We start from the raw sequence: 25,980 nt of genomic DNA, 5'->3' as shown, positions 1-25,980 counted from the left end.
TAAAGGGAATAATTGCTATGAATCAAAAATCAAGACTGAAGCAAAAAGAGTCCTGAACGAGCTCTTAGAGCTAGCTGAATCCTTAAATAATTATGGCTTATTAACAAAGCATGATTTTTCTAATATGAAGACATTGTGTCTTGAAAAATCTCCTATGCTTACCCCTAGGAAGGTGACAAATATTCGTATCGCCAAGCTAAGATGAGTGAGTCTATATTTGTATCGCTACTAAATGCTTGAAGCCACTACAAGATGCGCATTGAAAAATCAACGGCGTTCACATCCTTGGTGAGTTTTCCCAGTGAAATGCGATCAACACCAGTGCTGGCAATAGCGCGCATTTGATCTAGATTGATGCCACCAGAGGCTTCGAGCAAAGCTCTGCCAGAAGTAATAGCTACAGCTTGTTTCATTTGCTCGGTATTAAAGTTATCTAGCAGAATGCTCTTGGCGTCTGCCGCTAAAGCTTCCTCCAATTCAGCAAAGTTTTCTACTTCAATCTGAATATCTACCCCAGCATTTAAGGCTTGCGCATTTTTCAGGGCGGCAGTTACGCTGCCAGCGGCAGCAATATGGTTCTCTTTAATGAGAATGCCATGCCATAGGGCTAAACGTTGATTTTTTCCGCCACCAACCAGTACTGCATATTTTTGTGCCTGGCGTAATCCCGGAATGGTCTTGCGTGTATCCAGCACTGCGCAGCCATTTGGATTGGGACTAGCACCAGCAATCGCATCTACGTGTTGGCGAGTAATGCTTGCCGTCCACGAAAGTGTTTGCAAGAAGTGAATGCAAGTACTCTCAGCAGAAAGCAGGGCCTGAGAGTCGGCCTTGATGTCACATACCTTGGTGTCTGACTTCATCAAGTCACCCTCAAGGTAATGCCAGGTCACTTTCGTATTGGGGTCGAGTTTCTTGAGTGTTCCTTCAAACCAGTAGACGCCGCAAAGCACGGCTTCTTGACGAACAATCAGCTGGGCTTTAACTGGTTTACTGGGAACTAGCTTTGCAGTCCAATCGCCAGTGCCAATGTCTTCCATGAGTGCATCTGCAATATTACGTTGGCGGGCTTGCTCGAGTGTTTCGTTATATTCAAATATGAAAAACAATATCTAGCTATAAATAAAAATTGCAAAAAATACATTCAAAAAGAATGAAGAGGTAAACAAGAAAAACAATAACTAAATTAAGCTGCGCCAATATTTTTTACAAAGCCATGCTGCGCTTTGGCAAGCAGGTCAGGGTGATGTTTCGTGACATCCAACATGCGCTCGATGCATCCTAATGCTTTTACGCGAATAGGCTCATCAATCACAATTTCACCAGAAGCATTCTCAAGGCAATTCAGAATTCCTTGTAAGCCATTCCTAGATCAAGAGAGCAGGTTGCATCTAAGTCCGGCATGAAGACCCGTTTTTCTGGAGACAAAATCTTGGCGGTTTCACCCATGAAGCGCACGCCAGCAACCATCAAATTTTTGGCGGGATGATTTGTGCCAAAGCGCGCCATTTCTAATGAGTCGGCAACATAGCCGCCAGTAGATAAAGCCAAATTTTGAATATCGCCATCGACGTAATAGTGGGCAACTAAAGCCGCATCTTTTTCACTCAACAATTGTTTGATGCGGGCAATCACAGCTGCCTTCTCGGAGCTATGAAGTTGGGGTGGGTCTTCGCCCAAGCCTGGGCAGTGCATGTGACTCCAGCAGAGTCTTGCTGGGGGTAATCAAATGAAATAGGGGTGCTGGCAGTTGAATTCATACGAAATCTTACTTGACACTAGATTTCTCTGTTGGATTCTTAAAAAGGCAACTTCGCATCCGGCTTAGCCGACAACAATACCGCCTTAAATTCTGCTTGAATCCGGGCAATCGCCTCATCGCTATCAGCCTCAAAGCGCATCACCACTACAGGAGTGGTATTTGATGGTCTAGCAAGACCAAATCCATCTTTGTACTCAACGCGTACACCATCAATCGTATTGATTGACTCTGAAGTGGGGAACTTGGCATTGGCCTTAATGGTCTCCAATAAGGCAAAAGGCTCACCCTCAGCGCAAGTCAGTTGTAGTTCAGGGGTGCAAATCGCATTTGGTAAGTCATTGAGTGTTTGATTCGGATCTTTTTCTTTAGAAAGAATCTCCAACAAACGAGCGCCTGTATACAAACCATCATCAAAGCCAAACCAGCGGTCTTTAAAGAAAATATGACCAGACATTTCACCAGCGAGAGGCGCGCCAGTCTCTTTGAGCTTAGCTTTTACCAGTGAGTGACCTGTTTTCCACATGAGAGGTTCGCCGCCGTGCTGCTTTACCCAGGCAGCAAGGTTACGAGTGCATTTGACGTCATAAATAATTTGACCGCCCGCATTCCGAGAGAGTACATCTTTAGCAAAAAGCATCAGTTGGCGGTCAGGGAAAATCACTTGACCATCGTTGGTAACTACACCTAAGCGATCGGCATCGCCATCAAAGGCTAAGCCAAGCTCATTGTCGGTTGTTTGTAAGTTCTTGATGAGATCTTGCAGATTCTCAAGATGCGCAGGATCTGGATGGTGGTTTGGAAAATGGCCATCCACTTCACAGAAGAGTTCTTGTACTTCGCAACCCAAAGCTCTGAACAATTTACCTGCAAATGCACCGCCAACACCATTGCCGCAATCGATCGCAATCTTCATTGGGCGAGTTAATTTGAGATCGCCAACGATGTGATTCAGGTACATCGGGAAGATGTCGAAAGTGCTTCTTGTTCCGGATCCAGTGGCAAAGTCTTTTGCCTCTATGCGCTTGCGCAGTTCCTGAATCTGATCGCCATAAATTGCAGCGCCACCAAAAACCATTTTGAAGCCGTTGTAGTTGGGTGGGTTATGGCTACCGGTAATTATGATGCCAGACTTTGGTTTTTTACCATTGAGCATTTGATTAGCGCCAAAGTACACCATTGGGGTGGCAACCATGCCCAGATCAATCGCATTAATTCCGGTCGATAGCAGGCCTTCAGTCAAGGCCTCAATTAAGCTAGGGCCTGATAGGCGACCATCGCGACCAATCACTATCTCCGTCTCGCCGAGATTGCGCATCTCAGTGCCAAAAGCCTGGCCAATCAATTTGGCAATCGAGGGATCTAAGGTTTGATCGATGATGCCACGAATGTCATACGCTTTAAAAATAGATGGGGACAATTGCATGGCAGATAGGTGATGAGTTAAATAATGGTTATTGACTATTTAGAAAATTTATTCGTGCTGCGGTGACTGCATCGATAAAGTCATTGGCTTGGATATCTTGTGAGCCACTGCTCAAAGCCTTTTCAATTGGTTTGGCAAGTACTTTGCCGTATTCCACTCCGGGCTGATCAAAACTATTGATATTCCAAAGCGCCCCTAAGGTGGCTACGCGATTTTCATAAAGCGCCAATAGCGCACCCAAGTAAAAGGCATTCAGCTCGGGCAGCAATAAGAGATTGCTAGGGCGCTTGCCGGGGTAAACATCATTTGGATTGGTGGCATCCTTGCCATGGGCTAAAGCCTGAGCTTGAGCTAAGCAGTTGGAGAGCAATATTCGGTGATGAGCAAGCGCTTCATGGCGCTCACTCATGGGTTTGCGTACCGCAATGAAGTCGATTGGGATAATTTCGGGACCTTGGTGGAACAGCTGGAAATAGGAGTGCTGTGCATTGCTGCCAGCGCTACCAAAGACCACCGGTGAAGAGTGTTTTACTGCTTTACCATCTTTTCCAATGCTTTTGCCATTGCTTTCCATATCGAGTTGCTGCAACCACTTCGGAAACCAATCGAGCGCATCAGCATACGGGATCGCAGCATAAGCTTTGATTTTGTGTTTTTCTTGCTGATGCAATAGCGCGAGCGCCATGATGACGGGTAGATTTTCTTCTAGAGGCGCATCTCTGAAATGCAAGTCCATGGCATGCGCACCAGCCAAAAATTTCTCAAAGGTTTTATAGCCATATTGCAAAGCAATTGGTAGGCCAACAGCAGACCAAACGGAGTAACGACCGCCGACCCAAGCCCAAAAAGGGAAAATATGGTCTTCTTCAACGCCAAATATTTTGGTGGCAGGCACGTTAGCGGTGACAGCGTATAAAGCCTTGTTGATTTGTCTGTTCGTCAAACCACTGTCTTTTAGCCAGGTGACAACCGCCTTAGCGTTCATACTGGTTTCTAGAGTGGTAAAGGACTTGGAGACAATAATGACGCGGGTGCTATGGGGCAGAGCCTTAGCCAAAATACGGGCTAATTCAGCGGTATCAATATTGGCAAGGAAGTGCATGCGCATGCCATGGCTCTCAATGCCAGGTACATGAGCAAGCGCTTCAATTGCTAAGCGTGGACCAAAATCGGAACCACCAATGCCGATATGAATGACATCGGTAACGCCAACCCATTTATTGCACAGCGCTTCAATGCGACGCCATACATCAGCAACTGCTGGCATGACATCCTTGCCATCAAGCACGACTGGTGTTTTGGAGAGATTGCGTAAGGCCGAATGTAGAGCAGGGCGATTCTCGCTTTGGTTAATAGGCTTACCGGCAAATATATCGACAATAAACTGAGGGATTGCAGCCTCTTTAGCGGCAGTAAATAGTTTTTTCCACTGTGCGGTGCTGATATTTTGATAGGCGGTGTCTAAAACCACATCGACAGCCGTAATGGCTGTACCAGGCAAATGAGATGTATTTTTGTTGAGGGTAGAAGACATTGCTAGATTTTATCAAGATCCCCGCAAAACCCCTCTAAAACACTGAAAATGTTAGGATTTCGGTATATTTCAGTATGTATCGATCAATTAAAAAGAGAATTTCTAGATGAGACGAGACAAATAGATGGAGCAGGTCGATTGCGTTGTTATCGGCGCGGGAGTTGTGGGTTTGGCTGTGGCGCGAGAGATGGCCTTGCAAGGCAGGGAAACCATTTTGCTCGAGCGCGAGAGTGCTTTTGGCACGATTAGTAGCGCCAGAAACAGTGATGTCATTCATGCTGGCATCTATTACCCAAAGGATTCTTTAAAAGCCCAGCTTTGTGTTGAGGGCAATCGCCTCTTATATGAATACTGTCGCGATTATCGGGTATCAACAGCGCGTTACGGCAAACTCATCGTCGCAAGCGATGAAACCCAATGAGATGATTTAAGCGCTATTTTCTTTATAAAACGCAAAACAATGGCGTTCCCGAAATTAGGATGCTGGGGGAATGATTGCTTATCAGTCAACACTCATCAGCGCTAAGCCACTAGGCGTCAATGCACAGGACGGATTTGAGTTGGAGATCGGTGGCGCTGACGGTATGAAGATTCAAACGAAACTTCTCATTAATTGCGCTGGCATGAGTGCGCCGGCAGTAGCGCAAAAGATTGAGGGGGCTTTCTCAAGAGCAAATTCCTAAAGCGTATTTTGCTAAAGGAAATTATTTTTCTCTTTCAGGGAAATCGCCATTTCAGCATTTGATTTATCCCATTCCAGAACCTGGTGGCCTCGGCGTTCATCTCACGCTGGATATGGGTGGGCAAGCAAAATTTGGTCCTGATGTGGAATGGTTGGAAATCAATGAAGAAAACCAAATTGATTACACAGTCAATCCAAAGCGGGGGGAAGGCTTTTATGAGGCTGTAAGACCTTACTGGCCAGGCCTAAAAGATGGTGCGTTACAACCTGATTATTCAGGCGTAAGAGCCAAAATAGTCCCGACCAATGCGCCTGCGGGCGACTTTTGCTTCAATACGCCCAAGGACCATGGCTTTGAAGGACTCTTTAATTTATATGGCTTTGAGTCTCCAGGATTGACCTCCAGCCTAGCCATTGCCAAGCATTTAGACTGGCAAATCAAAAGTTCTTTATAATCTAGGGCTTGAATCGAAGCTGATTCAAGTACTTGGAGGAGTGGCAGAGCGGTTGAATGCACCAGTCTTGAAAACTGGCGAGAATGAAAGTCCTCCGTGAGTTCGAATCTCACCTCCTCCGCCAAATATAAAAAGAGGCCTTTGGCCTATTTTTTTGCTTTCCTTTGCGATGCTAAAAACTGGCCGCTAAGCCTATGGATGTGCCATGCACATTTTGACAAAATTGGTATCTAAATACGACCCTAATTCTCGAGAAGATCGGGTCTGAGGCGCTGCGATCTAATGCAATACCGGTACCGACTGAGGATAGGGAATCAAAACCTAGGGCACCGCGCAAATTGCCCAAGAATTCTGTATGAGCTAATTCAAAGATGGCTCGTAATGGTCTATCTAATAGGATGATCGGAGTGGGGATGCGACTGCGAGCCCACAAAGCGATGCTTTGAGAACCAGCAGAGCCCTTAACGGCGGTCGATGAGTCAAATGTTTGCACGGGAATCTTGGTAGCGTAATTCCACATATATTTCTTGATCTGGTTTGTAATGCTCGTAATCGAGCATGACAGATCCACCCAGGCCGCATGAGTTCATACGTCCGCCATTTAAAAATTGCATGTCTACTCCAGTGCGATTTTGAATCACCCTGGAAGCAATGGAAAGATCGCTATCTCAATTCCCAAGCATGACATTGGCGATCGGTCTGAAACGTCATTCATCCGTAATTGGAAAATCCCGGCCAATCCCACCGGTGCCCGTGATGCTGTTCCAATGCACCTGGACCGTGACAGAGCTACCAGCGATGCCATCGGTAAAAGTGGGGTTGGATCGGTTCACTGCTAGTGTTCCTTCGAGATACAGTGGGAACTTGGCGCAAATCCGATCGCCACCCCCTAATGCAAGCATCTGTAAAGCTGAGTTATCACCATCATTATTGCGAATCGATAAAGATCCCGTTGTGACGTCTGGCGTAAGGGAGTGGCCAGTGATTGTCATGAAGGCATCGGCTCGTTTCTTGAGGTAATTATTGGCGACGTTATATAAGGCGGATTGAGCCTGTGCACAATTGCTACCTAGAAAAACCAAAATGCAGCATAAATACAGTGGGTATCGCAGATGGAGCTTCATCTTAAATGGCTTAATTGATTCTGAGAATTGAAAGGCTGCGTAATATTTTAAGATGAAGACTGGAGCAGTGGCCCTAGGGCTAATACATAATGGGATAACGTTTAGCGACTACCTATTATTAGCCCATTGTACGATATCACTATGAAATTGTTGATAGCCCTCTATTTTTTCATTCTGGCCATTATTCAGATGCGCTTGTTCTTCGGTGTTTATTACTCCTGCAGATCACAAAATACTGTAAAACCGAGACCGTACTGGATGAGCTCATTGCTGACAAGTATATTTTGACATTGCTTATCTTTGGGGGTGGCATTGTTGTTATAGATGATATTGCTAAGCCTGAATTTAATTTCACCATCGATGATGCCCTATTTTATGTGGCGGCAGTATTGCAAGCGCTGTTTTGTTTGTCTTTAAATCGGCCCATCCCGCAGGCTTGCAAAATTGGATTCGCGATTTCTGTATTCGTATTTTTGCTCGTGTTTGAATTCTTGAGGAATGTAAGTAATTTTGAGATCCGCACCGCCTTTATGTGTGTTTTGGCTAGCGGATTTTATTTTTTGCAAAGCATTGAAATACGGCAAACCCGAAGACGGGAATCGTCCAGTCAGATTGCGTATCTACAGTATGCGAGCGCGGCGGAATGACTGTTTGCCCTCGGGCGCCTGGGTGTTTTAATATCCTCCTCGCGAATCATTAGGCAGGTTGAGCAGATACCGCAAATTTTGATTCTCTTTACAGTCACCAAGATGGTGATGACAACCTTATCGTATATAGCAATTAGTGGATATTGGACTGAGCAAATTACCGTAGCCAATATGGGATCTGAAGGGGAAAACAAGGAAATTCGCAGCCCTTTAAAAGAGCGCGAGCAACTGATTTCCTCATTATTGCAGGCTAACAAAACTGCTGCTACGGGAGCATTATCAGCATCCATTGCCCATGAGCTCAATCAACCTTTGGGAGCCTCAAGTCTGAACATTCAGTTTTTACAAAAAAGCTGGAGGATGGGCAATTAAATGCCGCTACGCAAAAAGAAGTATTGGATACCTTGTTGGTAGATAACCAACGGGCCGCCAATATCATTGGTTCGCTGCGCTCTATCTTTATGGATGACAAAATTCCAACCTCCAGAATTAATGTGGGTGAGTTGGTTCAGTCAGTGTTTAATATTGCTAACCCTGAAATTCTCTCTAAAAACATTACGGTAAAGAAAAACATAGAATCTAATTTGTATTTCAATACCAATCGGGGTGAGATACAGCAGGTAATTCTTAACTTGATCAACAATGCAATTCAAGCTTTGGCTGATTCGCAGCAAACGAACAAAATAATGTTTTCTTTCTTGGGGATTTGCAGGCCAGGACATTGAATTGAGTATTGCCGACAATGGCGATGGTATTCCTCTAAATTCTCAATCCAAGTTATTTGATCTCTTGTCAACTAGTAAAGGCGCTGGTATGGGTCTGGGGTTGTGATTATGAAAGCATATAGTGACTCGTCACGGAGGTGCTATTTGGCATGAGGCAAACTCTGGCGGTGGCGCAAAGTTTGTGATGCGATTACCTATTCATTCAATAGCCTCATTGTAGGTAAGTGGATTTTTATTAGCTCTTCGGCTAATTGCCTTGATCGGGGCACGTCATATCATTTGATATTTGGCATTTGTACGATATTCATCTCATATGGAAAAGAAGAATGTGAAAATCAAACTCACTCAAATCGCACTTGCGGCATCGTTTATTAGTTCTGGACTGGCTTTAGCGGCTGGTGGAGGAGGAGTAGTTGCCGATCCCGGCGCAATGCAAGGCAAGCATTTTAATTCTAAAGGCAAGATGCCCTCTGGTTATACCGTGGAGTTACAAAACGGTTTGCGTAAAACACTGCCGTTTGAGGATAAGCGTGATTTTGAGGAATCAAAAAAAGGTTGTATAGCTGCGCCTCCATATAAGGCCATCATGGCTGATGCTGGTAATGTGGCATGGGATATGGGTAGCTATGAATTTCTCTTGCAGGGCAAGGATTTTGATAGCATACATCCTTCTTTGCAGCGCCAGGCGCTTTTGAATATGGGATACGGCCTATATGAAGTTGTACCAGGCAAGATCTATCAGGTTCGGGGCTTTGATATGGCGAATATCAGTTTTATTAAAACCAATAGTGGTTGGATTGTTTTTGATCCGTTGACTGCTCAGGAGACAGCGCGCGCAGCCCTCGAGCTGGCAAATGAAAAACTCGGTAAACGTCCGGTGGTAGCCGTCGTGTACTCACATTCGCACGGAGATCACTTTGGCGGTGTACGTGGTGTCGTCGATGAAGCGGATGTCAAGAGCGGCAATGGAAAAATGATTGCTCCAGCAGGCTTTATGGATCATGCGATTGCTGAAAACGTTTATTCAGGTAATGCCATGACTCGCAGAATGTACTTCCGGTACGGAGTCTTGTTGCCTCGTAGTCCATTTGGGCACGTAGATCAATCGATTGGTAAAAATACCGCCGCTGGTAAATTGGGTTTAATTGAGCCCAATGTCTATATCAACCAACCTTATGAAAAGATGACGGTCGATGGCGTCGAAATGGAGTTCCAAAACACGCCCGGTACAGAAGCCCCTGCGGAAATGAACGCCTACTTCCCCCAATTCAAGGCCTTTTGGGCTGCGGAAAATATTACTGGCACCATTCACAACATCTATACCTTGCGCGGTGCTTTGTTGCGCGATTCCCTGGCATGGTCCAAAAATATTAACAATGCGCTATATCGCTATGGCAATGAGAGTGAAGTGATGTTTGCTTCGCAACATGGCCGCGTTGGGGTAATGAGCGTATTCAAGAAGTGATGCGTACGCAGCGCGATAGCTATGCGCACTTGCATAACGAAGTGCTTCGCTTGGTACATAATGGCGTCGCGATTAACGAAAGCCAGAATGTCTATAAGCAGCCTGAGAGCTTGAAAAAGCAATGGGCGGCATAGCTATCATGGATCTGAAGAGCACAACAGCCGTGCCGTGATTAATCGCTATCTCGGTTACTGGGATGCCAACCCAGCAACCCTTGCACCTCTTTCGCCCAAAGATTCTGCCCCTTTATATGTTGAGATGATGGGTGGCTCTGCCAAGATTTTGGCCAAGGATAAAGAGCTATATAAGCAAGGTAAGTATCGAGAAGCCATGGAGATCGTCAATAAATTGGTTTATGCGCAGCCAAACAATACGGATGCTAAAGATTTGCTGGCGGATATTTTTGAGCAAATTGGCTATCAAAAAGAAAGCCCAAGTATGCGTAATAGCTTTCTGGGTGCTGCATATGAACTAGGTCATGGTATGACAACAGGCGCTTCACCAAAATCAAATGGTCCCGACATGATTAAAGGGATGACCACAGCGCTTTGGCTCAATGCTTTGGCTATTAGTATGGATAGCAAGAAAGCTGCTGGTATGAACTTTGTGCTTAATCTATCCACACCAGATAACGGTGAAAAGTTTGTGGTTGAAATGAGTAATGCTGCTTGAGCGAACATTAAAAGGCCAGCAAGCTAAAAATCCAAATCTAACAGTCACTTTAAATCGCAGTGATCTTGAACAAGTGATGGGTGGCCAAACGACTTTTGACAAATTGTTAGCGGAAGGCAAGGTGAAGTTTGATGGTGATCTTTGACTGTGTTTGTACCCAACTTTGAACTCATGCCGGGCACTAAGTCAAAGGCAGCGCCAAAACCGGCTGCGCACCCAGCACAGGATCCGTTTGCGGTGCAAGAGATGGCCATTACGGCCGGCAAATAAGCTGAGTAGTGTGAGTGGTGGTCAGAAAATAAAAAGGGCTCTGTGAGCCCTTTTTTAATGCCCGCTTTACTTTCGTTTAGCTGGGGGCAGTGTGTTTTATGGGGTAAAAGCGCCGCCGGATTCCAGTGATTTGAGTTCTTCGCCTGTGATCTTAAGTTCAGCCAAAAGCTCACCGGTATGTTCGCCCCGCAAAGGGGGATGGCGGTATACCTCTTGAGGGATGCCATTCACCTTGACGGCAAAGCCAATATTGGGCACTGTGCCTTCAATAGGATGATCGATTTCCATGCGCATCTTACGATGACGTCCGTGTTCGCTATCAAATGCTTGTGGGTATGTATTGATTGGACCTGCTGGAATGCCGGCAGCCAGTAAGACATCAACCCATTCCTCACTGGTTTTATTGACGAAGGATTTTTCCAATTCCGCAGCAAGTGCTAGGCGATTGGCCAAACGCAAGGGGTTGGTTTTAAAGCGGGCATCTTCAAATAATTCTGGGCGATCAATTTTGTCGCAAAGTAATTTCCATAATTTTTGATTCGTGACACCCATCACAAAATATCCATCAGATGCTTTCATGGCTTGATAGGGCGCACTCATATGATTTGCTGTGCCGAGCTTATAAGGCTCGACACCGGTACCCCAGTATTGAGCAGTATCCCAGATTGAAAACGCCAGCGCGGAATCAAAGAGTGAGGCATCAATAAATTGGCCTTCACCAGTTTTAGTCTTGCCGATGTAGGTCGATAAAATTCCGTAGACCACGAATAGTGCACAACCAATATCGGCAACTGGTACGCCCGCTTTAACAGGGGGTCCATCTGGATGGCCGGTGACACTCATGACGCCGAACATTGCTTGCGCCAGTAAATCAAAGCCTGGGCGATCTGCCCAAGGACCCGTTTGACCAAAGCCCGAGATGCTGGCATAGACTAAGCCGGGATTGATTGCTTGCAAGAAGGCATAATCAATGCCGAGTTTTTTCATTGCACCGGGGCGATAATTTTCAACCAAGATATCCGCTGTTTTAACGAGCTCAAAAAATACTTTTTTGCCTGCCTCAGTTTTGAGGTTTAAGGTCAGACTGCGTTTGTTGCGATTCATGTTTAGAAAGCCCATGCTACTAAACCCTTCATTTTGAATCCGATGGCGCCTCGTGTCTGGTCACCAGTGCTAGGCTGCTCAATCTTGATGACGTCCGCACCTAAGTCGGCTAATAACATGCAGCAATAGGGTCCAGCCATCACTTGACTTACGTCAAGAACACGGACTCCCAATAGGGGTAGTGGCTTAGAGGGTTGCGTGCTGGCATCACTCAAAGAGCCATTTTTTTATAGATGTTTTCGTCATTGTCTCAATTGTTTTTATATGTTTAGAATTACCCTCTAATAGTATCAAACACAATAAAAACATATTGTTGGAGACTTTATGTTGGTTAAAACACCTCGGTGGGCTATGCGTGGCTTGCTAGCAATTACGCTGGCCACAAGTTCATTTTTTGCAGTAGGTCCGCAAGTCTATCCCGCAAAACCAATTCGATTGATCGTTGGTTTTGCGCCAGGCGGCGGTACTGATATTGTTGCTCTTGCGATTGCGCCAAAGATGGGTGAGATTCTTGGTCAGAGCGTGATTGTTGAAAACAAATCTGGTGCGGCTGGTACGATAGCGGCCGATCAAATCGCTAAAGCCACGCCAGATAATTATACTTTATTCGTGGGACATTCCAACTCGAATGCGATTGCGCCGTATGTGCTAACAAATGTTCCCTATAATCCCGCAACCGATTTCACTCCAATTACTTACCTTGGGTATGTTCCAAATGTATTGGTTGTGAAAGCCTAATTACCTGTGAACTCGGTTTCGCAGCTTATATCCATTGCTAAGGCGAATCCTGGTCAGATGACCTATGGATCTTCAGGCATCAGCAGCACACAACATTTGGCAGGAGTCTTATTTGCCAAGATTGCTCGCATTCAACTCAATCACGTCCCTTACAAAGGTAGCGGTCAAGCCATTATCGATTTACTTGGCGGGCAAATTACGATGAACTTTGACACCCTGCCTCCCAATTTGCAGCAGATTAAAGATGGTAGCCTGAAAGCCCTGGCCATTTCAACGCCAAAACGTTTGTCTATTCTTCCGAATGTGCCTACTTTTAACGAAGTTGGCATTACTGGCTTTGATGTTACGAATTGGTACTCCGTCATGGGTCCCACAGGCATGGATCCAGCCGTAGTAAATAAGATTGATCAGGCGGTAAAGGCTGCTATAGCTGATCCACCAATTAAGAAAACGCTCGATGCGCAAGGTTTGCAACCTGAAGGTTCCGCAACGCCTGCTGCATTTAGTTTGTTCTTGGCTGGCGAGTTGGCTAAATATCAGCGCCTCGTGAAGAGTTGAAATATCAAGGCTGAATAACGCTGCATGAGTAAATTGAGTCAAGTGGGTAATGTGGCGCAAGTTTTGTTAGAGGTGCGCGGCAATATTGCCCATATTAACTTTGATCATGTGGCGGCGCGCAATGCGATGACTGCCCACATGTACCAGAGCTTAAAGACGATATGCGAAAGTATTGCTAAAGATCCGAGGGTACGCGTCACCATACTGCGTGGCGTCGGAGGAAAGTCTTTTGTATCGCGTAGTGATATTGCGCAATTTGCGAGTTTTCACGACGGTCAGGATGGAATCCGCTATGAACAGGGGATTGATGTCTATTTAGCTCCTTTAGCTACTTTACCCATTCCAACAATTGCTGTGATTGATGGTATGGCAGTTGGGGGGCTAGCAATCGCTAGCTGCTGTGATTTTCGGATTTCTACACCAGGCGCTAAATTTGGTCTGCCTATAGCAAAAACTTTAGGCAATTGTTTGTCGGTTGGAAAGATAGCTTGGCTTGCGGATCATCTCAATATCAATATCGTCAAACGGATGCTTTTGTTGACGGAAATGATTTCTGCTGAAGAGTGAATCCAGCACGGTTATGTGTTTGCCATTCATGAACAAGAAGAGGTTGATAACGAGGCTGAAATTCTCGCTGAGCGACTCAGTAAATTAGCGCCTACTACGCAAAAATCCAGCAAGTTAGCATTGGCACGGTTAATTAAAAACAATTTACCTGATTGCGATGATTTAATTGCTGAAACATACGATAGTGCTGATTTTAAAAATGGCGTCACTGCATTTTCAAATGGTGAGCCTCCAGCTTTGACTGGCAAATAACAATCAAAAGTTACCTTTAGTCTAAAAATAGCTCTTGTAAATTATTGAGATAGCGAATTCCCATTGCAGTGGCTTTTAATCTACTGGGATTGTCGTCTAACAACCCTTTGTTGCTGGCTTCTTTCAGACCTTTGCCAATGACGCTTAAAGGCAAGCCAGTGCGCTCGCTAAAGGTGTTGGTATCAACGCCATCGGTCAGTCTTAGGGTATTGAGCATAAATTCAAAAGGAAGATCTTTAGCTGCTATCTCACGGTTTTCAATCAGTGAATTGCCTTTGGTTTCCATCGCAGTCATGTAGGCTTCGGGTTGGCGCTCTCGAACTTGCCGCGTGATTCGGTCTTGGTATGAAACTTTGCCATGCGCTCCTGCGCCAATACCGATGTAATCGCCAAAGCGCCAATAGTTCAAGTTATGTTTGCATTCTTGATTCTTCTGGGCATACGCAGAAATTTCATAGCGTTGATAGCCTGTCTTGGTGAGTAAATCTAAATTGTGTTCATAGATCGCATCAATCTCATCTTCGCCGGGTAAATTGGGTGGAAAGCTGGCGAAGTAGGTATTGGGTTCTAAAGTCAGGTTATAAAAAGACAGATGGGGTGTTTTGAAGGATAGGGCGGTTTCTATATCGGCTTTCGCTGCGGCAAGAGTCTGATTAGGTAGGCCATACATTAAATCTAAGTTCACGGATTTAAAGTGTGCCAGCGCAATCTGCACGGCGCGCTTTGCCGCTTCACCATTGTGTATGCGACCCAATGCTTTTAGTTGCTCATCCTGGAAGCTTTGAATGCCTAATGAGACCCGATTTACCCCGGCCTTGGCAAAGCCAGCAAACTTATCAGCCTCAACTGAGCCTGGATTGGCTTCCATAGTAATTTCTGCATCTGGCTCTAAATTGACTCTGGCGCGGATAGCGCAAAGCAATTGATCCATGCCTTCTGCAGATAGCAAACTTGGGGTGCCGCCGCCAATAAAAACACTATGTACTTGACGCCCCCAAATATTGGGGAGCTCAGTTTCCAAGTCTGCAATGAGTGCATTGATATAGCGTTGTTCATCAAAGCCTACTTTTCCGTCCTTGATTTGATGGGAATTGAAATCACAATAGGGGCATTTTTTTTCGCACCAAGGGAAATGAATATACAAAGCCAGCGGTGGCAGTGCGCCAAGGCTCACTTTATTAGGGTTGGAATGAAGCACGAGCTTGAAGTTGTGCAATGAGTTCGCGTAAAGCTTGACCACGATGACTAATCAAGTTCTTTGTTGCGGGATCTAGTTCGGCTGCGGTGCAATTTTGCTCTGGCAAAAAGAAGTAAGGATCATAGCCAAAGCCGTTGCTGCCAGACGCTTGATTCACAATCGTCCCATGCCAACGGGTTTGCACTATTAAGGGCTCTGGATCATCTGTGCTATTGACCAATACCAGTGCGCAAACATAATGTGCGCCCCGATCACTCTTGCCATTTAAATCTTGAATGAGCTTTTGGTTGTTAGCTGCATCATTGCCGGGTTCACCTGCAAAGCGAGCTGATAAAGCACCAGGCGCGCCATTTAAAGCATGTGCGCAAATTCCCGAATCATCGGCTAATGCCGGCAACCCAGATGCCGCACTAGCATGACGCGCTTTGGCCAAGGCATTTTCAACAAAGGTGCAGTGAGGCTCTTCCGCAGAAGGTATCCCTAACTCACCCTGAGGAACAACTTGAAAATTTAAAGGAGCTAAGAGCGCCTGAAATTCTTTGACCTTGCCGGCATTATTGGATGCGAGAACAAGCTTTTGCATTGCGATCTTTACTTCAATGCCTGAATTTGCATTTGTGTGAGCTCTTCTATTCCTTGCTCAGCTAAATCTAGCAGGGCATTGAGCTCGGTTCTTGAGAAGGCTGCGCCTTCGGCAGTACCTTGTATTTCAATCATTCCACCTTTACCAGTCATGACCACATTCATATCCGTATCGCATGAGGAGTCTTCAGGGTACTCCAAATCGAGAACTGGTACGCCTTGATAAACTCCAACGGAGATTGCGGCAACGCTATCAATGATAGGGTCCTGCGTGAGGGCGCCACTCTTGAGTAATTGGTTCACAGCATCTCGGGCAGCCACATAAGCGCCGGTAATGGATGCGGTGCCGGTGCCGCCATCCGCTTGCAATACATCGCAGCCCAGATGGATGGTTCTTTCGACTAGAACTTTTAAATCAAAGACGCTACGTATGGCTTGTCCAATCAGACGCTGCATTTCTTGAGTGCGACCAGATTGCTTCCCACGAGCTGCCTCTCGATCGCTGCGTGTGTGGGTAGAGCGGGGCAGCATGCCGTACTTGGCGGTGACCCAACCTTCGCCCGAGCCTTTCTCTTATGGGGAGGTACTTTTTCGAGGATGCTGGCAGTGGAGAAAACCTTGGTGTCGCCAAAGGCGTCTGCATGCTGAGTAAAGGCTCGAGATATAGTTACCGGGCGCAGATCTTTTGGCTGACGGCCGCTAGGGCGGGCAATATTAGCTGGATTGGCAGTGCTCATGGAGATGGGGTCCTGTGGTTTTGGTCTGGATCAATAATGAATCTACAATGTCCATATGATATCGAGCATGACTGGTTATGGCAGCGCTTCTCGCCACGTCTCCCTAAGAGCGGGCGTAGTTGCTGATCTGCAGGTGGAATGTCGGGCTGTCAACAGCCGCTTTCTGGATCTAGGATTTCGTCTTTCGGACGAATGCCGCGGGGCTGAGCCTGCGCTACGAGAGATGGCTACCCAACGATTATCTTCAGGCAAGGTGGAGTTTAGGGCCGCATGGCGAGTGAATGCCGGAGCAGCCAATTCGGCTAAGTCAAACCCGCATGCCCTTGGCGCCATTAACAAAGACCGCTTAGATGCTTTATATACCCTACAAGAAAAAGCACAAGATGCATTTCCCAAGGCGCAGGAATTTAGTATTGCTGAAATATTGCGTTGGCCTGGAGTCGTTTCTGAGCCACGCGGCGAAGAGGAAAGTTGGATTGGTGCTGCTGTTGAAGCAGGGCGAGCAGCATTAGATTCCTTGATCGAGAGTCGTCATACCAAAGGCAGGGCTTTGGTTGGAGTGCTCACCAGTATTACCGCTAAGATGCGCGACATTGTTAAGGTGATTGAGCCAAAAGTTCCTGAATATGTGGCGCAGCATCAAGAAAAACTCACAGAACGATTGGCTGAGGCATTGGCAGCCCAAGAGCAAGCGAAGGCTTGAACAGAGCTCATGGAACGCATTCGCCAAGAGGTGGTTATGCAGTTCGTATTGATGTTGCTGAAGAATTCGCGCGCTTAAACACACACCTTCAGGCGGTAGATACGGCGCTCAATGGTAAGGGTCCAGTTGGTAAACGCCTAGATTTTCTGATGCAGGAACTCAATCGCGAAGCCAATACCTTAAGCTCTAAGTCTGCATCCGAAGAATACACACAAGCAGCGTTAGAACTTAAGTTGTTTATTGAGCAAATGCGTGAGCAAGTTCAAAACCTCGAGTGATCCATATTTTCTACTGATGACAAACTCTACTTTGACACCATCCTACCAAGGCAGTATGTTGATGATTGTGGCTCCTTCGGGCGCCGGCAAGTCGTCATTGGTTAATGCATTGTTAAAGGAAGACCAGGGCCTGAAGTTATCTTTATCAACTACTACTCGCTCGCCAAGACCTGGTGAGGTAGACGGCAAAGATTATCGTTTTTTGACAAAAGAAGCGTTCTTGGAAGAGCGCGACCAAGGGCATTTTTTGGAGTGGGCGGAAGTGCACGGTCATTTTTATGGAACATCCAAGCCTTGGATTGAGTCGCAGATGAAGGCGGGTAGCGATGTCATGCTGGAGATTGATTGGCAGGGCGCTCAGCAAATTAGAAGGCTTATTCCGTCAGTGCAGTGGATTTTTATTGTTCCACCGTCTATTGATGTCTTAGAAGAACGACTGCGTAAGCGTGGTCAAGATGATGAGGCCACGATTCAGCGTCGTTTGGCGGCCGCCCACGTGGAGCTAATGCATGCCCATGAGGCGGATTACATCGTGTTGAACGATTCTTTTGATCAAGCCTTGGTGGATCTGAAGCATATCCTCGCTTCAAGCCGCCTGCGTTCAGGCCCCAGTATGGCCAGAAATACAGCGCTTTTAAGGCGCTTAGGGGTCTAATCAGTTATCCTATCGGTTATTGAAGCTAAATTAAGTGAGTTCAGCATGGCCCGTATTACTGTAGAAGATTGCCTTAAAACCATCCCAAATCGTTTTGAATTAGTGTTGGCTGCGACTTATCGCGCTCGCCAACTAGCTCAAGGTCACTCTCCATGTGTTGAGTCTAGAGATAAAGCCACTGTAGTTGCATTGCGCGAAGTGGCGGCTGGCGTGACTGACCGTGACATGTTGACTAAAGTACCTTTGTAAAAAAGGGGTCCGGTGTGGAGCTCCATTTAGGAACAACCAATACATCGGAATTAGCAGGAGGGGTTTCGTCTAATGAAGCCTCGCTTGGATCTCACCAAGCAGATCTGTTGGATACACCAACAGATATAAATGGCAAGAAATCGATCATTGCATCCTTATTGGCGCAATCGAGTCGTCATTTATTTGGGCCCACATCGGCCCCTAGTACACCCTTAAAACACCAAGTTGTTTCTATTGAGGGCTTAATCTCCAAGCTTGGCTATCTCACGCCTGAAGAGATTGCGCAGATTAAAAAAGCATTTCAGTTTTCTGATGCCGCTCATTTAGGTCAATATCGTCATAGTGGTGAGCCCTATATTACGCATCCAGTGGCTGTGGCGGAACTCTGTGCGACCTGGCGTTTAGATGCGCCATCCATCATGGCGGCACTACTCCATGATGTGATTGAAGATACGGGTTGCACAAAGGCTGACTTAGTTGAAAAGTTTGGCAACAAAGTTGCTGAACTGGTTGAGAGTCTCACCAAGCTCGATAAGTTGGAGTTTCAGAGTCATGCGGAAGCGCAAGCAGAAAGTTTTCGCAAAATGTTTATGGCGATGGCGCGTGATGTTCGCGTTATTCTGGTTAAGCTGGCAGACCGTACGCATAATATGCGTACTCTCGATGCGGTGCCGATGGAGAAGCGTCGCCGTGTAGCCGCTGAAACTATTGAAATCTATGCGCCAATCGCGCACCGACTTGGTTTAAACGTGATTTATCGTGATCTGCAGAATTTAAGTTTTCGCTATTCCATGCCGATCCGCTTTCGCGTCATTGAGAGCGCCGTAAAACGGGCGCGTGGCAATCGTAAGGAAATGGTTGAGAAGATTTTGCAGGCTTCTCGTATGGCATTTGCCAAAGCCAATTTAGAGGTGGACATTCGTGGCCGTGAAAAAACCCTCTTTAGCATCTATAGCAAGATGCGTTCAAAGCATCTCAGTTTTTCACAGGTGCTCGATGTCTATGCGTTTCGGGTAACGGTACAGTCAATTGATGAGTGCTACCGAGCACTTGGAATTTTGCATTCTTTATACAAGCCTATGCCAGGCAAATTTAAGGATTACATTGCGATACCTAAATTGAATGGCTATCAATCATTGCATACGACCTTACTGGGCCCCTCAGGAGTGCCTGTGGAGTTTCAGATTCGTACGACTGATATGCATGCGGTTGCTGGGGCGGGTGTAGCGGCGCATTGGGCGTATAAAGATGGCTCACCAGATATGAGCGAAGTGCAAAACCGAGCCCATCAATGGCTACAGTCTTTGGTGGACATTCAGGATAGCAGTGGGGACTCTCAAGAGTTTTTAGAGCACGTCAAAATTGATTTATTCCCAGACGCGGTCTATGTCTTTACGCCTACTGGTCAGATCAGAGCTTTACCTAGGGGTGCAACCGCTTTAGATTTTGCCTATTCAATACATAGTGACCTAGGCAATACCTGTGTTGCGGTCAAGATCAATGGTTTGCAATTGCCTTTACGCAGCGAGCTAAAAAATAGCGATATTGTTGAGGTGATTACTTCCGCGAGCTCACAACCGAATCCAGGTTGGTTGGCATTTGTGCGTACCGGAAAAGCCCGGGCATCTATTCGCCATTCCTTGAAGACCAAGCATTATTCCGAGTCTTTGCAGCTGGGTGAACGTCTGTTGGCGAATGCTTTGCGCCAACAGGGCGTAGATGCCGCATTGCTTACTCCTGAAATTTGGGAAAAGCTGATGCATTGGACTGGGGACAAGACTCGTGAAGAGGCTTGTGTCAATATTGCCCTGGGAAGAAGGTCGCCTCAAGAGCTGGCTATTCGTCTGAAACTTTTGATTGATGATGAAGGTGGTGATGAGCAGATGCGCTTGGGCGCCGCGGATTGGGTATCGCCAAATCAAGAGATCAAGCCCCATCAACGCCAGGCGATTTTGGTGGATGGTCGTGAGGGCAATTCGATTCACTTTCAAAGTTGTTGCCATCCGATTCCAGGTGACAACATTATCGGATATCTGGGCAAGGGCGAAGGTCTACAAGTTCACACCAATGATTGTCCGTTGGCTTTGCGGATGCTTTCCAAAGATGGTGACAAATGGGTTGAGGTGGAGTGGGGAAAAGAGCTTAACCGTGAGTTTGAATTGGATTTGGCCATCGATACACGTCAAGGAAAAGGTGTGTTGGCCAGGGTTGCCAGTAGCGTGACCGCAGCTGATTCTAACATCATGAATGTTTCCATGGAAGATCGCTACAATGAAGACTCTGTCACCATTCGCTTTACGATTCAGGTCTATGATCGCCTACACCTTTCTAAGGTGATGCGAAGCTTACGCGCTAACCCAGATGTGATGCGCGTAACACGAACCCGTGCTATTTAATTTTACAAATACTGAACATCTAGGATTTCAATTTCAGCTGGGCCGGTTGGGGTTTGGATAAAGACGCAATCCCCAATGCGGGACTTAATGATGGCTTTTGCTATGGGTGATACCCAGCTGACGTGCCCTTTGTCCAAGTCAACCTCATCTACGCCGACGATGGTAATAACCGTTTCTTTGCCGGCTTCTGGGCCATCAAGGGCGCTGTAACTGACGGTAGCGCCAAAAAATACCTGATCAGCATCATTTTCGCCGGTTTTTCTGGCGGAATTATCGACAACCACGGCAAATTCTAGGCGTTTATTGAGAAAGCGAATGCGCCTATCAATCTCTCTTAGGCGCTTTTTTCCGTAGATATAGTCCCCATTTTCGGATCGATCTCCATTGCTAGCAGCCCAGTGGACTACCTTGACAACCTCCGGTCTATCAAGGTTTAAGAGCTGCAGAAGCTCGGTTTTGATGCGCTCGTGACCTGCGGGTGTGATGTAGTTCTTCTCTTCCATGGCATAATTATGGCTGTTGCGGCTGTAGCTCAGCTGGATAGAGTACTTGGCTACGAACCAAGGGGTCGTGGGTTCAATTCCTGCCAGCCGCACCATCTTATATGAGGGCCTAGTTGAAAAACTGGGCCCTTTTTCTTTTTTTTATGTGTTTTTCATCAATTTCACATAGATCCCTTATAGTTTGACGATTAGCATTTCTGACACCATTTCCGCTAATTCTGCGGCTCCAGTCGCTGTTTGGGAGCAAACACATGCCGCCACTGCAAAAGGTGTCGTTGAGTGGAATCGTCAATGTGTACTCCTTTGGTGGTGTGTGGACTCAGATTCGCGATGCTCAAGATGTGTGGTTACAGCAAGGCGATGGCAAATTAAAAACACTGAGCGTGGATTCTGCGGCGATTACTTCGCTAGATGGCGCTGGCATTGCTTTTTTGATTTCAATGGAAGAAGCGCAAACTATTGCTGGCGGTAAAGTTGAGTTAGTGGGTCTAAATGAGCGCTATCAGCCGCTTTTAAAAGAGTTTGATCCAATTGTTAACTTATTTCCAGCGCCCGTTGTAAAGCCAAGACGCAATTTGATTGTCAGCACTGGAATGGCTGTGCAGAATTTGCTTGATGATGTGGCGGGGCTGATTGATTTTGTTGGACATTTGTTTGCTGATTTGGTGTGGTATGCTCGCAACCCCAGGCAAGTTCGCTGGGGTGACTTTGTTAATGCCGCGGTAGTGGCTGGTATTGCCGCTCTGCCCATTGTTGGATTGGTCGCATTTTTGATTGGCGTCATTCTCTCCTTTCAGGCCGCGATTGGTATGCAATAATTTGGTGCCGTCTCCTTTGTTGGTCCATGAGCGGCCCTAGGCATTGTTCGTGAAATGGGCCCGCTGATTACCGCGATTTTGTTGGCCGGACGATCATCGGCTGCCTTTGCTGCTGAGATTGGTACGATGACGGTGAACAGCGCAGTAGATGCATTGGTGTCGGGTGGCTTAAGCCCGATTCAATTCTTGGTTGTGCCTCGAGTACTTGCCGGTATTTTGGTTGCGCCTATTTTGACTTTATTTGCCGACATCGTGAGTATTTTTTTCTCGATGCTGACGATGTTGATTTATGGCATTCCATTTATTAATTTCTACAACGGTATGCTTTCCGCTGTGGATGTAGAAGATATTTTGTCTGGATTGCTCAAGGCAACGCTTTTTGGTGTAGTGGTTTCGGCGATGGGATGTTTGCGCGGCATACAAACTGGAACTGGCGCTGCCGCCGTTGGTATCTCGGCAACTCGTGCAGTGGTTAGCCGTATTGTCATGAGCGTCATCGTTGACGGTATCTTTGCTTTCATCTCCTATACAACAGGCTTCTGATGGACGCACCAAATTAATCCTCATACGCAATTGATGTCCAAAACCTCACGGTAGGATATGGATCTAAGGTTCTGATGCAGAACCTCAATTTCACCGTCAATAACGGAGAAATCTTTTTGATTCTTGGAGGCTCTGGTTGTGGAAAATCAAGTCTACTGAAGAATCTATTTAGCTTATATCAACCCTTGGCTGGGGATGTCCTCATTGAGGGGCAAAATATCACAACAGCAGTGGGCGCTGAGCGCCAAAAGATCATGACCAGTTTCTGGGTGATGTATCAGCAGGGCGCGCTTTTGGGTTCGATGCATCTGCTTTATAACGTTACCTTGTTTATGCAGGAATATACGCAGTTAACTCAGGCGCAAATGGATTTGTTTGCACGTTGCAAGCTAGACCTGGTTGGGCTTCTACCTTATGAGTCTTATATGCTTAGCGAAATCAGTGGCGGCATGCAAAAACGTGCGGCGATTGCCAGGGCAATGGCGCTCGACCCTAAAATTCTATTTTTGGATGAGCCTTCAACGGGTCTTCATCCAATTACTTCAGCTGATCTGGATAGTACGATCCAGGATTTATCAAAGAACTGAGGCATTACGTTTGTGATTGTGTCCCATGAGTTGGCCAGTATTTACGCCATCGCAGATAAAGTCATCATGTTAGATAAGGACGCCAAGGGCATTATTGCCGAGGGTGACCAAAAGGTATTGAGAGATACCAGCAAAGACCCAAGAGTGCATCAATTCTTCAATTTCATTATGCGTAAGGACGCAGCATGAGCAACAACTCAAATCCGAATTCTTTCCGCTTAGGTGTATTTATTTTAGCTGGAATAGGGGTTCTTTTAGCGATTATTTTGATCTTTGGTTCAGGGCAGATCTTTAAAAAATCTTTTTACGTAGAGACCTACATGAAGCAATCTGTTAACGGATTGGATGCTGGTGCCGCGGTTCGCTTTAGGGGTGTGAAGATCGGACAGGTCACCTTAATTGGACTATCTGGCGATATATATGAAAAAGACTTGCCTTTTCACGATCGCCGCGAGTATGTTGTTGTCAGAATGCAAATTTTTGGCGATAAGGTGAATGAAAACCAAATCAGCGAGTTTGTGAAAAATAATTTACGCGCGCGTGAAGTCTATGGGTATTACGGGCGTAAATTATGTGGAGTTTGACTTTGTTGCAAGTGCAGTCGGCTCTCCGCAATCGCCTTATTCATGGAAGCCCGAGTATCCAGTTGTTCCCTCTCTTCCAAACCAGGCTGATGCAATCATCTCTGGTACTCAGAAGTTGATCAGCACTCTCAACGATATGAATATTTATGGTATCCAGAAGAAGTTAGACGCACTGCTGGGTAACCTTAATGTATTAATGGCAGGTGATGGCAAAGGAAATGAGGGCTTTATTGAATCTGTGAAGCGGTTGAATGTCATTATGGCTCGCATGGTCAAGGTTACAGACAAAGATGAGCTTGGCGTGCTAATGCGTGAATTGGTTGGAGCGATGGTAGCTTTACGTCAAACGGTGACCAGCATTCAAGGCGATACCAGTTTGACGATTGAGAACCTAAAACAAGCTAGCGAAAACTTGAATGAGTTCAGCCGGATTGCCAGTCAATCTCGATCAAGTTTCATTTGGGGTGAGTCACCGGCAAAAATGACGCCACCACTAAATGGCGCTGACGCATCTGGAGTGCAAAAATGATTAAACGAATGCTATTCATAGTGGCGATATTGGTGCTAACCGCATGCTCTTTGCCAACGAGAGCGCCGGTGACGCCAACAAGCTGGATGGTTTCGCCTGATCGAACTGGGCCAGCCATTCAAACTCGCTCCAATGTTTGGTTAAACGTTGGGTCTGTGAGTGTGGCGCCACCATTTGATGGGAGAGCTTTGGTCTATCGCTTGGGTGATCAGTGCTACGAAAAAGATTTTTACAATGTCTACACCGTCATTCCGGCCGAGATGATTTCAAATGCTGAACGTCAGTGGCTGAATAAGGCCAATATCTTTGCGGCGACGGTTGGCCAGAATAATAGCTTTTTCCCTTATTACACTTTGCAGCTGACGGTAAATGAGTGTTATGGCGACTACCGCATCAAGCCTGAGGAAGTGGTTGGTGTTGAATTCTTCTTGTCCGAAAGCACAGGGGGTAAAGCCAATCCCTTGATTGGTGCAAATCGTTATTCAAAACGAATTGCACTCAAAGACAATACGCCAGAGGCGCTTGTTGTGGGTCAACAGCAAGCCCTAGCTGCGATCTTCAAGGAGTATGAAGGCCAGCTCTCAAAATATGCAGCTAATTTACCAAAACCACTAGGTCAGTAAACAGATGAAATCTTTTGCAATTCGCTTCATTCAACTTCTGCTTATCGCTGTATCACTTTCTTTTGTATTGCAGGCAAATGCTCAGACACAAAATTTCCCTACTAAGCCTATTCRCTTGATTGTGCCCTTTGCGCCAGGTGGTAGCACCGATATCATCGCTCGAGCCGTGGGCGATGCGTTGGGACGTCAGCTGGGTCAGCCAGTGATTGTTGAGAATAAAGCAGGCGGCGGCGGTTCTATTGGCGCTTTAGAAGTCATGCGTTCACCTAAGGACGGTTACACCATCGGCATAGCGACAGTTTCGACGACAGCGGCTAATCCAGCAATTAATCCGAAGATTGGCTACGATCCCGTCATTGATTTCACGGCTATTAGCAATATCGCAGCGACGCCGAATATCATCGCAGTTAACCCATCTTTTCCGGCCAAGGACTTTAAGACTTTTATGCAAGTATTGAAGGCGAATCCCGGTAAGTATTCTTATTCAAGCTCGGGAACTGGTGGAATTGGCCATCTGCAAACGGAGTTGTTTAAGAGTTTGACTGGTGTATTCATTGTCCATATTCCCTATCGTGGTGCGGGTCCTGCATTAGCGGATACAGTAGGCGGGCAGGTCTCCATGATTTTTGATAACTTGCCTTCGTCGCTGCCATTTATCAAAGATGGCAAGCTAGTGCCGATTGTGATTGCCGCTCCAAAGCCGTTTGGCTCAACTGCCGAATGTGCCTACTTTTGCTGAAGTGGGCCTTGCTCCAGTAAATCGAATGGCTTACTACGGACTTTGGGGGCCTGCCGGTATGTCAAAAGATGTTGTGGATAAAGTGCAGCGCTTCAAAAGGTGGTGATGGATCCTGGTGTCAAACAACGGATCGAAGACACTGGTTCCATTATTAATGTGAATGGTCCTGAGGCATTTGCAAAAGAGATTAAAGCGGAGTACACCCTCTACAAAGAGGTAGTAGCCAAACAAAAATTGCAGTTGGATTAAAAATATAAAAAATAGTCTTTGGAGATTAG

At 46.3% G+C, this 25,980-nt stretch carries 31 protein-coding genes, 2 tRNA genes and 7 pseudogenes; 27 read left to right on the top strand and 13 right to left on the bottom strand.

Features of this window, described 5'->3' with window-relative positions; genetic code table 11:
• Window positions 1-245: 245 nt before the first annotated feature.
• The 5 genes and pseudogenes from nadC to pgi all read right to left on the bottom strand — a co-directional run bounded on the left by nadC (window position 246) and on the right by pgi (window position 4,719).
• Window positions 246-1,100 (bottom strand): carboxylating nicotinate-nucleotide diphosphorylase, encoded by an 855-nt coding sequence (gene nadC, locus DXE35_RS05155; RefSeq protein ID WP_114690383.1) that lies wholly within the window; start codon window positions 1,098-1,100, stop codon window positions 246-248.
• Window positions 1,101-1,186: 86 nt separating this feature from the next.
• Window positions 1,187-1,315 carry a quinolinate synthase NadA gene (locus DXE35_RS10980; protein WP_162784964.1) on the bottom strand — a complete coding sequence of 43 codons (129 nt, stop codon included), beginning with the start codon at window positions 1,313-1,315 and terminating at the stop codon, window positions 1,187-1,189.
• A gap of 32 nt (window positions 1,316-1,347) precedes the next feature.
• A pseudogene (nadA, locus tag DXE35_RS05150) lies at window positions 1,348-1,760 on the bottom strand (quinolinate synthase NadA); the annotation flags it as partial.
• Window positions 1,761-1,799: 39 nt separating this feature from the next.
• Window positions 1,800-3,185, bottom strand: a complete 1,386-nt coding sequence (locus DXE35_RS05145) for a phosphomannomutase/phosphoglucomutase (RefSeq protein ID WP_114689784.1) — start codon at window positions 3,183-3,185, stop codon at window positions 1,800-1,802.
• Between the two features lie 28 nt (window positions 3,186-3,213).
• Entirely contained in the window at window positions 3,214-4,719 is a 1,506-nt protein-coding gene (gene pgi / locus DXE35_RS05140) for a glucose-6-phosphate isomerase (protein ID WP_114689783.1), read from the bottom strand.
• Window positions 4,720-4,843: 124 nt separating this feature from the next.
• Between pgi and DXE35_RS11385 the strand changes: the two are divergent.
• Together DXE35_RS11385 and DXE35_RS05130 are read left to right on the top strand one after the other, a co-directional pair.
• Window positions 4,844-5,856, top strand: a pseudogene (locus DXE35_RS11385) (NAD(P)/FAD-dependent oxidoreductase).
• A 34-nt stretch (window positions 5,857-5,890) separates the two neighbouring features.
• Window positions 5,891-5,980: transfer RNA gene (locus DXE35_RS05130), tRNA-Ser, on the top strand.
• A 48-nt stretch (window positions 5,981-6,028) separates the two neighbouring features.
• Here the strand turns inward: DXE35_RS05130 and DXE35_RS10465 are convergent.
• From DXE35_RS10465 to DXE35_RS10460, 3 genes are all read right to left on the bottom strand, one after another.
• Entirely contained in the window at window positions 6,029-6,349 is a 321-nt protein-coding gene (locus tag DXE35_RS10465; RefSeq protein WP_231970029.1) for a hypothetical protein, read from the bottom strand.
• On the bottom strand, window positions 6,336-6,470 hold the full coding sequence (locus DXE35_RS10975) for a hypothetical protein (RefSeq protein ID WP_269459866.1): 135 nt from the start codon (window positions 6,468-6,470) through the stop codon (window positions 6,336-6,338). Before DXE35_RS10975 ends, DXE35_RS10465 begins: the two co-directional genes overlap by 14 nt.
• 93 nt (window positions 6,471-6,563) lie before the next feature.
• Window positions 6,564-6,938 (bottom strand): hypothetical protein, encoded by a 375-nt coding sequence (locus DXE35_RS10460; protein WP_231970028.1) that lies wholly within the window; start codon window positions 6,936-6,938, stop codon window positions 6,564-6,566.
• A 326-nt stretch (window positions 6,939-7,264) separates the two neighbouring features.
• Between DXE35_RS10460 and DXE35_RS05120 the strand changes: the two genes are divergently transcribed.
• The 8 genes and pseudogenes from DXE35_RS05120 to DXE35_RS10970 all read left to right on the top strand — a co-directional run bounded on the left by DXE35_RS05120 (window position 7,265) and on the right by DXE35_RS10970 (window position 10,634).
• Window positions 7,265-7,627, top strand: coding sequence for a hypothetical protein (locus DXE35_RS05120; protein WP_162784963.1), 363 nt, complete (start codon window positions 7,265-7,267; stop codon window positions 7,625-7,627).
• A gap of 78 nt (window positions 7,628-7,705) precedes the next feature.
• Window positions 7,706-7,999 (top strand): hypothetical protein, encoded by a 294-nt coding sequence (locus DXE35_RS05115; protein WP_162784962.1) that lies wholly within the window; start codon window positions 7,706-7,708, stop codon window positions 7,997-7,999.
• Window positions 8,000-8,022: 23 nt separating this feature from the next.
• Window positions 8,023-8,352, top strand: a complete 330-nt coding sequence (locus DXE35_RS05110; RefSeq protein ID WP_114689780.1) for a sensor histidine kinase — start codon at window positions 8,023-8,025, stop codon at window positions 8,350-8,352.
• A gap of 1 nt (window position 8,353) precedes the next feature.
• Window positions 8,354-8,458 (top strand): ATP-binding protein, encoded by a 105-nt coding sequence (locus DXE35_RS11220; RefSeq protein ID WP_331851936.1) that lies wholly within the window; start codon window positions 8,354-8,356, stop codon window positions 8,456-8,458.
• Between the two features lie 222 nt (window positions 8,459-8,680).
• Window positions 8,681-9,817, top strand: coding sequence for an alkyl/aryl-sulfatase (locus DXE35_RS10455; RefSeq protein ID WP_231970027.1), 1,137 nt, complete (start codon window positions 8,681-8,683; stop codon window positions 9,815-9,817).
• A 141-nt stretch (window positions 9,818-9,958) separates the two neighbouring features.
• A pseudogene (locus DXE35_RS11380) lies at window positions 9,959-10,285 on the top strand (alkyl sulfatase dimerization domain-containing protein); the annotation flags it as partial.
• A 15-nt stretch (window positions 10,286-10,300) separates the two neighbouring features.
• The gene (locus DXE35_RS11375; protein ID WP_415070294.1) at window positions 10,301-10,489 is read left to right on the top strand and encodes an alkyl sulfatase C-terminal domain-containing protein; all 189 of its coding nucleotides are present in this window, start codon (window positions 10,301-10,303) and stop codon (window positions 10,487-10,489) included.
• A complete protein-coding gene (locus tag DXE35_RS10970) occupies window positions 10,479-10,634 on the top strand; it encodes an alkyl sulfatase C-terminal domain-containing protein (RefSeq protein WP_269459864.1) in 156 nt (51 codons plus the stop codon). Before DXE35_RS11375 ends, DXE35_RS10970 begins: the two co-directional genes overlap by 11 nt.
• Before the next feature lie 221 nt (window positions 10,635-10,855).
• On the opposite strand, the pseudogene DXE35_RS05095 reads toward DXE35_RS10970, so the two are convergent.
• A pseudogene (locus DXE35_RS05095) lies at window positions 10,856-12,078 on the bottom strand (CaiB/BaiF CoA transferase family protein).
• Window positions 12,079-12,187: 109 nt separating this feature from the next.
• Between DXE35_RS05095 and DXE35_RS05085 the strand changes: the two are divergent.
• The 3 genes and pseudogenes from DXE35_RS05085 to DXE35_RS10445 all read left to right on the top strand — a co-directional run bounded on the left by DXE35_RS05085 (window position 12,188) and on the right by DXE35_RS10445 (window position 13,978).
• A pseudogene (locus DXE35_RS05085) lies at window positions 12,188-13,159 on the top strand (Bug family tripartite tricarboxylate transporter substrate binding protein).
• 24 nt (window positions 13,160-13,183) lie between these two features.
• Window positions 13,184-13,726: an enoyl-CoA hydratase-related protein gene (locus tag DXE35_RS05080; RefSeq protein ID WP_231970026.1), complete on the top strand. Its 543-nt coding sequence runs from the start codon at window positions 13,184-13,186 to the stop codon at window positions 13,724-13,726.
• A 15-nt stretch (window positions 13,727-13,741) separates the two neighbouring features.
• The gene (locus DXE35_RS10445) at window positions 13,742-13,978 is read left to right on the top strand and encodes a Clp protease/crotonase-like domain-containing protein (RefSeq protein ID WP_231970025.1); all 237 of its coding nucleotides are present in this window, start codon (window positions 13,742-13,744) and stop codon (window positions 13,976-13,978) included.
• A gap of 16 nt (window positions 13,979-13,994) precedes the next feature.
• Here DXE35_RS10445 and hemW read toward each other — a convergent pair whose 3' ends face one another.
• The 3 genes and pseudogenes from hemW to rph form a co-directional block, all read right to left on the bottom strand.
• Window positions 13,995-15,218: a radical SAM family heme chaperone HemW gene (gene hemW, locus DXE35_RS05075; RefSeq protein WP_231970024.1), complete on the bottom strand. Its 1,224-nt coding sequence runs from the start codon at window positions 15,216-15,218 to the stop codon at window positions 13,995-13,997.
• On the bottom strand, window positions 15,157-15,759 hold the full coding sequence (gene rdgB, locus DXE35_RS05070) for an RdgB/HAM1 family non-canonical purine NTP pyrophosphatase (protein WP_114689775.1): 603 nt from the start codon (window positions 15,757-15,759) through the stop codon (window positions 15,157-15,159). Before rdgB ends, hemW begins: the two co-directional genes overlap by 62 nt.
• A gap of 8 nt (window positions 15,760-15,767) precedes the next feature.
• Window positions 15,768-16,495, bottom strand: a pseudogene (rph, locus tag DXE35_RS05065) (ribonuclease PH).
• Between the two features lie 67 nt (window positions 16,496-16,562).
• Between rph and DXE35_RS05060 the strand changes: the two are divergent.
• The 5 genes from DXE35_RS05060 (at window position 16,563) to DXE35_RS05045 (ending at window position 20,776) form a co-directional block, all read left to right on the top strand.
• Window positions 16,563-17,198 carry a YicC/YloC family endoribonuclease gene (locus DXE35_RS05060; protein WP_231970023.1) on the top strand — a complete coding sequence of 212 codons (636 nt, stop codon included), beginning with the start codon at window positions 16,563-16,565 and terminating at the stop codon, window positions 17,196-17,198.
• Complete coding sequence (locus tag DXE35_RS10440) at window positions 17,195-17,476, top strand: DUF1732 domain-containing protein (RefSeq protein ID WP_231970022.1); 282 nt, start codon at window positions 17,195-17,197, stop codon at window positions 17,474-17,476. The genes DXE35_RS05060 and DXE35_RS10440 overlap by 4 nt, the downstream gene beginning before the upstream one ends.
• 16 nt (window positions 17,477-17,492) lie before the next feature.
• Window positions 17,493-18,131 (top strand): guanylate kinase, encoded by a 639-nt coding sequence (gene gmk, locus DXE35_RS05055; protein ID WP_114689774.1) that lies wholly within the window; start codon window positions 17,493-17,495, stop codon window positions 18,129-18,131.
• A 45-nt stretch (window positions 18,132-18,176) separates the two neighbouring features.
• Window positions 18,177-18,380 (top strand): DNA-directed RNA polymerase subunit omega, encoded by a 204-nt coding sequence (gene rpoZ / locus DXE35_RS05050; RefSeq protein ID WP_114689773.1) that lies wholly within the window; start codon window positions 18,177-18,179, stop codon window positions 18,378-18,380.
• 104 nt (window positions 18,381-18,484) lie between these two features.
• Window positions 18,485-20,776, top strand: coding sequence for a RelA/SpoT family protein (locus DXE35_RS05045; RefSeq protein WP_231970153.1), 2,292 nt, complete (start codon window positions 18,485-18,487; stop codon window positions 20,774-20,776).
• A gap of 2 nt (window positions 20,777-20,778) precedes the next feature.
• Here the strand turns inward: DXE35_RS05045 and greB are convergent, their stop codons facing one another.
• Entirely contained in the window at window positions 20,779-21,279 is a 501-nt protein-coding gene (gene greB / locus DXE35_RS05040) for a transcription elongation factor GreB (protein ID WP_114689771.1), read from the bottom strand.
• 18 nt (window positions 21,280-21,297) lie between these two features.
• Here greB and DXE35_RS05035 point away from each other — a divergent pair.
• The 9 genes and pseudogenes from DXE35_RS05035 (at window position 21,298) to DXE35_RS05010 (ending at window position 25,951) form a co-directional block, all read left to right on the top strand.
• Window positions 21,298-21,374, top strand: a tRNA-Arg gene (locus DXE35_RS05035).
• A 156-nt stretch (window positions 21,375-21,530) separates the two neighbouring features.
• Window positions 21,531-22,097: an ABC transporter permease family protein gene (locus DXE35_RS09720; RefSeq protein ID WP_197713984.1), complete on the top strand. Its 567-nt coding sequence runs from the start codon at window positions 21,531-21,533 to the stop codon at window positions 22,095-22,097.
• Window positions 22,098-22,151: 54 nt separating this feature from the next.
• Complete coding sequence (locus DXE35_RS09715) at window positions 22,152-22,640, top strand: MlaE family ABC transporter permease (RefSeq protein ID WP_197713983.1); 489 nt, start codon at window positions 22,152-22,154, stop codon at window positions 22,638-22,640.
• Window positions 22,641-22,714: 74 nt separating this feature from the next.
• Window positions 22,715-23,227 carry an ABC transporter ATP-binding protein gene (locus DXE35_RS05025; protein WP_197713982.1) on the top strand — a complete coding sequence of 171 codons (513 nt, stop codon included), beginning with the start codon at window positions 22,715-22,717 and terminating at the stop codon, window positions 23,225-23,227.
• A gap of 12 nt (window positions 23,228-23,239) precedes the next feature.
• The gene (locus tag DXE35_RS09710) at window positions 23,240-23,416 is read left to right on the top strand and encodes a hypothetical protein (RefSeq protein WP_197713981.1); all 177 of its coding nucleotides are present in this window, start codon (window positions 23,240-23,242) and stop codon (window positions 23,414-23,416) included.
• The gene (locus DXE35_RS09705) at window positions 23,413-23,811 is read left to right on the top strand and encodes an MlaD family protein (protein ID WP_197713980.1); all 399 of its coding nucleotides are present in this window, start codon (window positions 23,413-23,415) and stop codon (window positions 23,809-23,811) included. Before DXE35_RS09710 ends, DXE35_RS09705 begins: the two co-directional genes overlap by 4 nt.
• Window positions 23,777-24,340, top strand: a complete 564-nt coding sequence (locus DXE35_RS09700; protein ID WP_197713979.1) for an MlaD/PqiB family protein — start codon at window positions 23,777-23,779, stop codon at window positions 24,338-24,340. Before DXE35_RS09705 ends, DXE35_RS09700 begins: the two co-directional genes overlap by 35 nt.
• On the top strand, window positions 24,337-24,963 hold the full coding sequence (locus tag DXE35_RS05015) for a PqiC family protein (RefSeq protein WP_114689770.1): 627 nt from the start codon (window positions 24,337-24,339) through the stop codon (window positions 24,961-24,963). Before DXE35_RS09700 ends, DXE35_RS05015 begins: the two co-directional genes overlap by 4 nt.
• Before the next feature lie 4 nt (window positions 24,964-24,967).
• A pseudogene (locus DXE35_RS05010) lies at window positions 24,968-25,951 on the top strand (tripartite tricarboxylate transporter substrate binding protein BugE).
• Window positions 25,952-25,980 lie beyond the last annotated feature (29 nt).

The sequence above is a fragment of the Polynucleobacter necessarius genome, from assembly GCF_900095215.1.
Taxonomy (GTDB): Bacteria; Pseudomonadota; Gammaproteobacteria; order Burkholderiales; family Burkholderiaceae; genus Polynucleobacter; species Polynucleobacter necessarius_H.
Note: the sequence above shows the minus strand (reverse complement) of the source record. Positions and strands in the feature narration are given on the sequence as shown.